This window comes from Pseudoroseomonas cervicalis ATCC 49957, from assembly GCF_000164635.1.
GTDB lineage: Bacteria > Pseudomonadota > Alphaproteobacteria > Acetobacterales > Acetobacteraceae > Pseudoroseomonas > Pseudoroseomonas cervicalis.
The window spans coordinates 19,368-28,552 of sequence record NZ_GG770783.1 but is presented as its reverse complement, the minus strand read 5'-3'; the positions used below and the strand labels follow the sequence as shown (position 1 = coordinate 28,552).

General features: G+C 74.4%; 9 protein-coding genes. 6 read left to right on the top strand and 3 right to left on the bottom strand.

The window, feature by feature from the left end:
* The first annotated feature begins 212 nt into the window (after positions 1-212).
* The 3 genes from HMPREF0731_RS17460 to HMPREF0731_RS17445 all read left to right on the top strand — a co-directional run bounded on the left by HMPREF0731_RS17460 (position 213) and on the right by HMPREF0731_RS17445 (position 2,459).
* Positions 213-815 (top strand): DUF938 domain-containing protein, encoded by a 603-nt coding sequence (locus tag HMPREF0731_RS17460; RefSeq protein WP_007005508.1) that lies wholly within the window; start codon positions 213-215, stop codon positions 813-815.
* Between the two features lie 92 nt (positions 816-907).
* Positions 908-1,444 carry a hypothetical protein gene (locus tag HMPREF0731_RS23330; RefSeq protein WP_007005507.1) on the top strand — a complete coding sequence of 179 codons (537 nt, stop codon included), beginning with the start codon at positions 908-910 and terminating at the stop codon, positions 1,442-1,444.
* Between the two features lie 67 nt (positions 1,445-1,511).
* Positions 1,512-2,459, top strand: a complete 948-nt coding sequence (locus HMPREF0731_RS17445; protein ID WP_040613861.1) for a pirin family protein — start codon at positions 1,512-1,514, stop codon at positions 2,457-2,459.
* Positions 2,460-2,468: 9 nt separating this feature from the next.
* On the opposite strand, the gene HMPREF0731_RS17440 is transcribed toward HMPREF0731_RS17445, so the two are convergent.
* Genes HMPREF0731_RS17440 through HMPREF0731_RS17430 form a run of 3 tightly spaced genes read right to left on the bottom strand, consistent with a single transcriptional unit; the run spans position 2,469 to position 6,090 of the window.
* Positions 2,469-3,707: a complex I 51 kDa subunit family protein gene (locus HMPREF0731_RS17440; RefSeq protein WP_007005505.1), complete on the bottom strand. Its 1,239-nt coding sequence runs from the start codon at positions 3,705-3,707 to the stop codon at positions 2,469-2,471.
* Between the two features lie 20 nt (positions 3,708-3,727).
* Positions 3,728-5,335, bottom strand: a complete 1,608-nt coding sequence (locus HMPREF0731_RS17435) for an FAD-binding protein (RefSeq protein WP_007005504.1) — start codon at positions 5,333-5,335, stop codon at positions 3,728-3,730.
* Positions 5,332-6,090, bottom strand: coding sequence for a 4Fe-4S dicluster domain-containing protein (locus HMPREF0731_RS17430; RefSeq protein ID WP_245538354.1), 759 nt, complete (start codon positions 6,088-6,090; stop codon positions 5,332-5,334). The genes HMPREF0731_RS17435 and HMPREF0731_RS17430 overlap by 4 nt, the downstream gene beginning before the upstream one ends.
* Before the next feature lie 210 nt (positions 6,091-6,300).
* Here HMPREF0731_RS17430 and HMPREF0731_RS17425 point away from each other — a divergent pair, with 210 nt between their 5' ends.
* From HMPREF0731_RS17425 to HMPREF0731_RS17415, 3 genes are read left to right on the top strand one after another with little or no spacing between them, the layout of a single operon-like run.
* Positions 6,301-7,458 carry a glutathionylspermidine synthase family protein gene (locus HMPREF0731_RS17425; protein ID WP_007005502.1) on the top strand — a complete coding sequence of 386 codons (1,158 nt, stop codon included), beginning with the start codon at positions 6,301-6,303 and terminating at the stop codon, positions 7,456-7,458.
* Between the two features lie 10 nt (positions 7,459-7,468).
* The gene (locus HMPREF0731_RS17420) at positions 7,469-8,650 is read left to right on the top strand and encodes a glutathionylspermidine synthase family protein (RefSeq protein WP_040613860.1); all 1,182 of its coding nucleotides are present in this window, start codon (positions 7,469-7,471) and stop codon (positions 8,648-8,650) included.
* Positions 8,651-8,699: 49 nt separating this feature from the next.
* Positions 8,700-9,125 (top strand): DUF350 domain-containing protein, encoded by a 426-nt coding sequence (locus tag HMPREF0731_RS17415; RefSeq protein ID WP_007005500.1) that lies wholly within the window; start codon positions 8,700-8,702, stop codon positions 9,123-9,125.
* Positions 9,126-9,185 lie beyond the last annotated feature (60 nt).

Below are 9,185 nucleotides of genomic sequence, written 5' to 3'. Positions count from 1 at the left end.
ATGTCGGCCAGGGCCTCGGCCAAAGCGGGCTCGCGCCCGGCCAGGCCGGCGGCCTCGCCCGCGAGGCGCTGCCAGATCGCGTCGATGGGCGGCGGCATGCTCTCTCTCCTCCCGGCCGGTGCCGCAGGATCGGCGGGCGCGGGCCGGCCGACAAGCCCCGCCGCCCGGAACGCCACGTTGCCGCGGCGGCAACGCGGCGCCAGGATGGCGGCATGGATGCCCGCTATTCCGCCCCCGCCGCGCTGCGCAACCGCGACCCGATCCTCGCTGTGCTGCGCGATGTCCTGCCCCCCGCCGGGCTGCTGCTGGAGATCGCCAGCGGCAGCGGCGAGCACGCGCTGCACTGGGCGCGGCACCTGCCGGGCTGGACCATCCAGCCCAGCGACGCCGATCCGGCGGCGCGCGCCAGCACCGATGCCTGGGCGGCCGGGGCGGGGCTGGACAATCTGCGCCCGGCCCTGCCGCTGGACGCGGCGGCGGCGGATTGGCCGGTCGCGCGGGCCGATGCGGTGCTGTGCGTCAACATGATCCACATCGCCCCCTGGCCGGCGACGCCGGGCCTGCTGCGCGGCGCCGCGCGCTGCCTGGCGCCGGGGGCGCCGCTGATCCTCTACGGCCCGTTCCGCCGCGCCGGCCAGGCGCTGGAGCCGAGCAACGCCGAATTCGACGCCAGCCTGCGCCAGCGCCATCCCGAGTGGGGGCTGCGGGTGCTGGAGGAGGTGGCGGCGGAGGCCGCGCGCGCCGGCTTCGGCCCGCCCGCGACCGTGGCGATGCCGGCCAACAATCTGAGCGTCATCTTCCGCCGCGCCGGCTGAGGCCGGCACCGCTCTTCAGCTTTCCTTCACCTGGCCGCGCCAGCCTGCGGCACGGGCCGCGTGGCCCGGCCCTGCAGGAAGGAGGGAGCAGCATGCGCGACCGCGCGCGCGCCGCCCATGGCAAGGCGGCAAGGGGTCCGTTGCGCCGGGTCATCCGGTCGATCGGGCTGTGCATCGGGCTTGGGATCGGGGTGGGGGCCGGGCTGGGCTCGGCCATCCCCACCCCGGCGCGGGCGGAGGCGCCGCTGCGCCTCACTCCCGGGGATGCCGCGGCGCAGGAGGCGGTGCGCAACGCCCGCCTCTGGCAACTGCGCAAGGCGCAGGAGGCCGGCATCACGCCTGGCATCGCGACCGCGCGGCAGGACCTGGATGGCGACGGCCTGCCCGAGATCATCGCCGTGCTGCAGGCGCCGCAGCGCTGCGCCGCCCTGGGGCTGCGCAACTGCCCGCTGATCATCCTGCACCAGAGCGCGCCCGGCCGCTTCCACGAGGTGGGCAGCTTCTTCGGTGATTCCGCGCGGCTGCTCGACAGCCGCAGCCAGGGCTGGCTCGACCTGGAGACCCGCTTCACCCAGGGCCCCTGGCGCCGCACCACCTGGACCGGGGCGATGTACCGGCTGCGGCGCTAGCCGTCTTCGGTTCCTCTGGCGCCGCGTCCCGGCCATACTCCCCGCCCGCCGGGCGATGGAGGCTTGCATGAGCGTCGAGGACGACCCCGCCATGACCCTGCCCGCGGGGCTGGAGCAGGTGATCCTGCCGCGGGCGCATGATGTCGGCGGCTTCGCCGTGCGCCGTGCCTTGCCGGCGCGCGGGCGGCAGATGATCGGGCCCTTCATCTTCTTCGACGAGATGGGGCCGGGCGAGTTCCTCTCCGGCCAGGGGCTGGATGTGCGGCCGCACCCGCATATCGGCCTCTCCACCGTGACCTATCTGTTCGAGGGCGCCATCCAGCACCGCGACAGCCTGGGCACCGACCAGAGCATCCGCCCCGGCGACGTCAATTGGATGACCGCCGGGCGCGGCATCGTCCATTCCGAGCGCACGGCGCCGCAGGACCGGCCGGGCGGCTCGCGCCTGGCGGGCATCCAGTCCTGGGTGGCGCTGCCGGCCGCCGAGGAGGACCGGGCGCCGGATTTCGCGCATCACGACGCCGGCACCCTGCCGCTGTGGCAGGAGGCCGGCATGCGGGTGCGGCTGATCGCCGGCGAGGCCTGGGGCGAGCGCGCGCCGGTCGCCACGCGCAGCCCGCTTTTCTACGCGGACGCCATCCTGCCGCCCGGCGCCCTGCTGCCGCTGCCCGACCGGCATGAGGAGCGCGGCGCCTATGTGCTGCGGGGCGAGGTGGGCCTCGCCGGCGATGTCTTCGGCCCCGGCCGCATGCTGGTCTTCCGCGCCGGGGACCAGCTGGCGCTGCGCGCGGGTCCGCAGGGGGCGCGGCTGCTGCTGCTGGGCGGCGCGGTGATGGACGGGCCGCGCCACATCTTCTGGAATTTCGTCTCCGCCTCGCGCGAGCGGATCGAGCAGGCCAAGGCCGATTGGAAGGCCGGGCGCTTCCCGCTGGTGCCCGGCGACGAGCAGGAGTTCATCCCGCTGCCGGAGCTGCGCCTGCGCGCCGGCACCGGCGGCGCCGCGCCGCCGGGCTGAGACGCGCCGCTAGCGCGCCACGGCGTATTCCTGCGGGAAGGTCTGCAGCGAGCTTTCCACCACCGTCACCGCGCCGTCGATCAGCCCGCAGCGGCCGCTGCCGGGCAGGATGCGGCAGAGGCTGTGCAGCGCGCGCAGATCCTCCGCCGTGCCGCGCCCGCCCTCGATGCGGTCCAGCAGCCGCGCCAGCTGGAAGGTGCCGGCCTTGCAGGGCGGGCATTGCCCGCAGGAGCCGGCGGCGAAGAAGGCGATGTACTCCGCCGTCTTGCGCACGATGCTGGTGCCTTCGGAGATGACGATCATCGCGCCGGTGCCGAGCCGCGATTGCCGCGCCCGCACGCTGTCGAAATCCAGCGCCACGTCGAGGTCGCGCTTCGTCAGCAGCGTGTTGGAGGGGCCGCCGGTGAAGACGGCCTTGAAGTCGCGCCCCTCCAGCATGCCGCCGCCATGGGTGAAGATCAGCTCCTGCAGGCTGGTGCCCATGGGCAGCTCGTAGAGGCCGGGGCGCATCACGTCGCCGGAGAGCGAATAGAGCTTGGTGCCCACCGCCTCGCCGACGCCCAGGCCGCGATACCACTCGGCGCCATGGGCGAAGATGTAGGGGATGTTGGCCAGGGTCTCGGTGTTGTTGATCAGCGTCGGCGCGCCGCCCACCCCCTGCTCGGCCGGGAAGGGCGGCTTGCGGCGCGGGAAGGGAAAGCTGCCCTCCAGCCAGGAGATCACCGCCGTCTCCTCGCCGCCGATATAGCGGCCGGAGGATTCGACGACGGTCAGCGCGACCGCATGGCCCAGCGCCTCTTCGACGGCGCCGAGCAGCGCATGGCCGCGCCATTGCGCGACGGCGCGCCGCGCCTCGGCCACCGCCTCCGCCTCATGCGGGTTGATGTAGAGCACGAGATGGGAGGCATCGACGGCCAGCGCCGCGATCAGCCCGCCCTCGATCACCGCATGCGGCGTCCAGCGCAGCAGGTGCCGGTCCTTGAAGGTGCCGGGCTCGTCCTCATTGCCGTTGCAGACGACGTATTTGCCGCCCGCCGGCTGCTGCGCCACGGCCTGCCATTTGCGCCAGGTGGGGAAGCCGGCGCCGCCCATGCCGCGCAGCCCCGACCGCTCCAGCAGCGGGATGATGCCGGCGCGGTCGGCCAGCGCGGCGGCGAGGCCCTCGCCCCCGCCCACCGCGAGCCAGGCGGCCAGATCGGCGCCGAGCTTGCGGGCGGGATGCAGCAGGACCTGGTTGAGATGGGACATGTCGGTCTCTCCTGCCGCGCTCACGCCGCCTGGTGCCGGCGCAGGTCGAAGGGGGCGTAGTCGGGGTAGAGCGCGGGCGCGCGCGGCCCGCGCGGCAGCCCGGCCTGCGCCAGGGCGCGCTGCCAGCGGTGCAGATGCTCGATGCCGCCGCGGGTCGAGGGTGAGGCGGGCAGCGAGGCCGCATGCGCGCCGGCGCGGCGGCCGAAGCTGATGATCTCCAGCAGCGCATTGCCCATCAGCCGGTTGCGGCCATGGATGCCGCCCGCCACCTCGCCCGCCGCGTAGAGGCCGGGGATGCTGGTGGCGCCATGGCCGTCGATCACCGCGCCGCCATTCTGGTAGTGCAGCGTGGGCGCCACCAGGAAGGGCCGCTCGCGCGGGTCGAGCGCGCATTTATGCGCCAGGTGCTTGAGGCCGATCAGCCGCGTCTCCAGCAGCTGCGGCTCGCGCGCCAGCAGCGAGGGCGTGTCGAGGAACACGCCGCGCTGGCCTTCCTGGACGATGCCGCGCCCCGCGGCGATCTCGCGCAGAATGGCGGCGGCGACAATGTCGCGCGGCGAGAGCTCGTCGACGAAGCGCTGGCCCTCGCCATTGACCAGCCAGGCTCCGGCCGAGCGCACCGCCTCCGAGATCAGCCCGCCCGCCAGATGCGCCGGATGCGCCACCCCGGTCGGGTGGTACTGGAAGGAATCCAGGTCGCGCAGCTTCGCGCCCAGCCGGTAGGCCAGCACCAGCCCGTCGGCCGTCGCGCCGTAATGGTTGGAGGTGGGGAAGCCGCTGAGATGCAGCCGCCCGCTGCCGCCGGTGGCCAGGATCACCGCCGGGCTGCGCAGCAGCTTCAGGCGGCGATGCTCCAGATCGTAGAGCACGGCGCCGACGCAATGGCCGTGCTCGTCGGAGAGCAGCTCCACCGCCGGGCAGCGATGCAGCACGGTGATGCGCGGATGCATCTCCACCGCCTCGCGCAGCACCCGCATCATCTCGAGGCCGGTGAAATCGCGATGGCTGAGGATGCGCCGTGCGCTGGTGCCGCCGGCCGGCTTGCGCAGCAGCCGCGCGCCGAGCCCCGCCTCGGTCTCCAGGTCGAAATGCATGCCGAGGCCGATCAGCCAGCGGATCACCGCCGGCCCGTCGGAGACCATCTGCGCCACCAGCGTGGGCTCGGCGCGGCGGTGGCCGCCCTTCAGCGTGTCGTCGAAATGCCGCTGCAGGCTGTCCTCGGGGCCGACCGCGGCCTGGATGCCGCCCTCGGCCATCACCGTGTTGCTGTCGCCGAGCCGCAGCTTGGTGGCCAGCACCACATGCCGCCCCGCCGCCGCCGCTTCCAGCGCGGCGGCCGCGCCGGCCCCGCCGCCGCCCAGCACCAGCAGGTCGGCCCGCCGCGTCTCGGCGCCGGCCAGATCGGCATCCTCGATCAGCGCATTGCTTTGCAGCAGCGCGGCCAGCGCCGGGTGGCAGGGGTCGCCGGCATTGGCGCCGATGCTCAGCGCCACGCGGGCATTCGCGCCATGGTCCGGGTGGTGCGCGGCCAGCAGCGCCTGGATGCCGGCGGCGTCCAGCGAGGGCGGCATGGCCTCGGCGGCCCGGGGCAGGGCGGCCAGCGCGTCGCCGTAAGAAATACCGCTCATGCCGCGCCCTCCGGCCCGGTATCGGGCAGCACCACACGCATCTCGCCGCGCTCGATCTCGCGCAGCCTGCGCACCAGGTCGATCGGCCGCAGCGTCAGCGCGGCGGTGGAGCGGCGCACGAACAGGCCGAGATGGTTGGGCCGGATATGCTCGGGGCAGGCCAGGGTGCAGAGATTGCACATGACGCATTCGTCGAACACCGCGGCGGCGGCGGCGAAATCGCCCTCAACGCTGAGCTCGACACCCTTCTGCACGGCCAGCCCCTTGGGACAGGCGCGGTCGCAGCCGCTGCAATGGCGGCAATGCGCCGCCTCGGGAAAGCTCTCATGCAGTGCGTCGAGCAGCGCCCAGCCCTCGCCGAGCGCCTCCAGCTGGTAGTCATGCTGCCGCTCGGGCACGAAATAGTCGATGAAGCTGACCTGCATGCCGGGCTCGACGCGCGTCTCGCAGGCGAGGCGGGTCTCCACCGCGCGCTCGCCCTCGCGCCGCACCATGCAGCGGCAGGAGCCGCAGACGCCCTGACCCATGCAGCCGATATTGGCGGTCAGCGCCGCCCCGCCGCGGGCCGCGGCCTGCAGGATGGAGGCGGTCGCGTCGGCCTCCAGCACCTCGCCATCGATGGTGAGGCGGACGCGCTCGGCCGGTACCTGCGGCGAGGGGGTGGGGCCTTGCTGTGGCTCTGGGCGGTCCATGGTGCAGTCGCGCTCCCTTCTGGCCACGGCCTCGCCGCGGCGGGCCGGGACGGGGGCAGCCATCCCGACCATCCTTGCGATCGGCGGCCCGCGGGGCGGCGGGCCTCCGGGCAGCATCCGGCGTGGGCGGGATTTTGCAAGCGCAAAGGGCATGGACCGGTTCCTGCGCCGGCACACGCAGCGCTGAATTGACAGGCCGGGCCGCCGCCGCTTGCCTGCGGCGGTCTTTCACCCGTCCGAGGAGCCAGGGTCGCATCGCGGCCGATCCCCCCGATGCCCGCCCTTGCCCGACCGGTCCCGCCCCTGCAGCGCCTGACCCTGCGCCGCGACGACGCCTTCCCGCGCCGGGCTGAGGCGCTGGGCTTCACCTTCCACACGCCGGAGGGGCGCGAATACTGGGCGCGCGACGCCTGCTACGCGCTGACGCCGGAGGCCATCGCGGCGATGGAGGCGGCGGCGCAGGAGCTGGCGCCGATGCTGGATGAAGCGGCCGCGCGCATCGTGGCGCGGGGCGACTATGCCGCGCTGGTCGAGGCCTCGCACCGCGCGGGCGAGCCCTCGCTCTATGGCCGCTTCGATTTCCGGCTGGCGCCGGACGGCTCGGTGAAGCTGTACGAATACAATGCCGAGACGCCGGCGGCGCTGCTGGAGGCGGCCACGGTGCAGCTCGCCTGGTTCGAGGACACGCCGGAAGGCCCCGACACCCGCCCCGGCCAGGACCAGTGGAGCGCCATCGACGAGGCGCTGGTGGCGCGCTGGCCGGCGCTGCGCCTGCCGCCGCTGGTGCATTTCGCGGCCGAGGGGGGCCGGCCGGACGAGATCGCCCAGGTCGCCTATCTGATGGCCACCGCCGAGGCCGCCGGCCATACGGCCGCCTTCCTGCCCGTGGAGGAGATCTCCTGGCGGGAGGGGGTGGGGCTGGTGGAGCCCGGCGGCCGCCCGATCGAGGCCTGCTTCAAGCTCTACCCCTGGGACTGGCTGGCGGCCGAGGCCGGCGGCGCGCTGCTGCCCGCCGCCCGCACCCGCTGGATCGAGCCGGCGCGGCGCATGCTGCAGGCCAGCAAGGCGATGCTGGCCGAGCTCTGGGCCATGGCGCCGGGCCATCCGCTGCTGCTGCCGGCCGCGCTGGACCGCGCCGCCATTGACGGCCCGGCCATCGGCAAGCCGGCGCTGGGGCTGGAGGGCATCGGCATGCGCATCGATGGCGTGCCCGGCGCCGCCTCCACCGCGCCGGCCGAGGGTCTGCCCGCCTCGCCGCTGGTCTGGCAGCAATGGGCGCCGCTGCCGGAGCACGCCGCGCCGGACGGGCCGGCCTATCCGGTGATGGGGGTGTGGATGGCGGGCGACGCGCCCTGCGGCCTCGGCATCCGCGAGGGCGCCGGGCTGGTGACCACGCTGGAGGACCGTTTCGTGCCGCATGTGATCCTGTGAGGCCGCGCACGTGACCGCCAGCGACTCCACCGCGCCACCCTTCCGGCGCCTGCCCTGGTCGACGCCGCCCGCCATGCGGCGGCGCCTCGACCGGCTCGGCCTGCTGGCGCCGGCCGAGGGCGGCGCCCCCTACTGGGTGGGCGATGCCGCCTATGCCGTGCCGCGTGCCACGGCCGAGCGGCTGCTGCAGACCGCCGCCGCGTTGCACGCCCTCTGCCTGGAGGCCATCGGCGCGCTCCTGCGGGATGGCGATCCGGCGCCGTTCGGCCTCGTCTCCCCCGGCATGCGCCAGGCGGTGCTGCAATCCTGGCAGGCACAGGACTCGCCGCTCTATGGCCGGATGGACTTTTCCTTCAGTGCCGCCGGGGAGCCGGTGCTGCTGGATTACGAGGCGGATGGGCCGCTCGGCCTGGCCGAGGCCTCCTATCTGCAATGGGAGTGGTTCGAGGCGGCGCGGGCCGCCTCCCTCACCGCGCGCGGCGACGACCAGGAGAACCTGCTCTACGAGAAGCTGCTGGCGCTGCTGCCGCGGCTCGGCCTCGGGCCCAGCTTCGCCATCGCCCATGGCGGCGGGACCGGCGGGGCGGAGCGCACCGATGCCGAATACCTCGCCAGCCTGGCGGGCGAGGCCGGGCTGCCGGCGCGGCTCTGCGAGATCGGCGCGGTGGGCTGGGACCGCGCGGCGCTCTGCTTCACCGACGACCAGGACCAGCCGCTCACCGGCCTGCTGAAGCTCTACCCCTGGCTGTGGATGGAGCAGGAGCCGCATGCCGAGGCGCTGCCGCAAAGCCGCACCCGGATCCTGCCCGCCGCCTGGACCCGGCTGCTGGCCGACAAGGCGCTGCTGGCGCGGCTCTGGCGGCAGGCGCCCGGCCATCCCGGCCTGCTGCCCGCCTGGCTGGAGGAGGAAGTCCCGGCGGATCCCGGCATGGCCCTGGTCGCCAAGCCCTGCCACGGCGATGATGGCGAGGGGGTGACCCGCCCGAACAAGCCGCTGGACTACCGCCATGGCAGGCTGCTGCGCCAGGGCTGGTGCCCGCCGCCACGCTTCGAGAGCGGGCAGGGGCCGGTGCATGCCGGCGTTTCCGTCTGGCTGGTGGGCGGCGAGCCGGCCGGCCTGTCCTTCCGCGAAAGCCGCTCCTGGCGCAGCGACGCAGAGGCGCGCTTCGTGCCGCACATCCTGCGCGGCTGAGCCAGCGCATGCCCGCCGCCCCGTATCCCGTTGCAGGAGCCCCGCCCACGTGACCGCCGCCGACATTCTCGCCCTCTTCCCCGCCAGCCTGCTCAGCTTCACCACCGCCTTCGGCCTCGGCGCGCTGTTCTGGGTGTTCGGGCTGATGGCGGTCTCCGCGGCCACGCCGCAGCGCGAGCTGGCGCTGCTGCGCGCGGGCAACCTGCCCACCGCCATCGCCTTCGGTGGCAAGGCGATCGGCATGGTGCTGCCGATCGCCGCCGTGGCCGGCGCCGCCGCCGGGCCGTTTGATCAGGCGATCTGGTGCGCCGTGGCGGTGCTGGTGCAGCTGCTGGTGCATCTGCTGCTGTCCGCCCTGCTGCAGGGCAGGCTGCGCGCCGAGATCGAGGCCGACGCGGTGGGTGGCGGCGCCGTCTTCATCGCCTTCATGCAGATCGGCGCGGGCATTCTGAACAATGCCTGCATGGCGGGCTGAGATGGCGGGCCTGTCCCAGCCGGCGCGGCGGCGCGGCGGCCGCGTGCGGGCGGCGGCGCT

Coding starts and splice junctions, on each gene's coding strand:
- HMPREF0731_RS17460 (WP_007005508.1), top strand. CDS start 213: ATGGATGCCCGCTATTCCGCCCCCGCCGCGCTGCGCAACCGCGACCCG.
- HMPREF0731_RS23330 (WP_007005507.1), top strand. CDS start 908: ATGCGCGACCGCGCGCGCGCCGCCCATGGCAAGGCGGCAAGGGGTCCG.
- HMPREF0731_RS17445 (WP_040613861.1), top strand. CDS start 1,512: ATGAGCGTCGAGGACGACCCCGCCATGACCCTGCCCGCGGGGCTGGAG.
- HMPREF0731_RS17440 (WP_007005505.1), bottom strand. CDS start 3,707: ATGTCCCATCTCAACCAGGTCCTGCTGCATCCCGCCCGCAAGCTCGGC.
- HMPREF0731_RS17435 (WP_007005504.1), bottom strand. CDS start 5,335: ATGAGCGGTATTTCTTACGGCGACGCGCTGGCCGCCCTGCCCCGGGCC.
- HMPREF0731_RS17430 (WP_245538354.1), bottom strand. CDS start 6,090: ATGGCTGCCCCCGTCCCGGCCCGCCGCGGCGAGGCCGTGGCCAGAAGG.
- HMPREF0731_RS17425 (WP_007005502.1), top strand. CDS start 6,301: ATGCCCGCCCTTGCCCGACCGGTCCCGCCCCTGCAGCGCCTGACCCTG.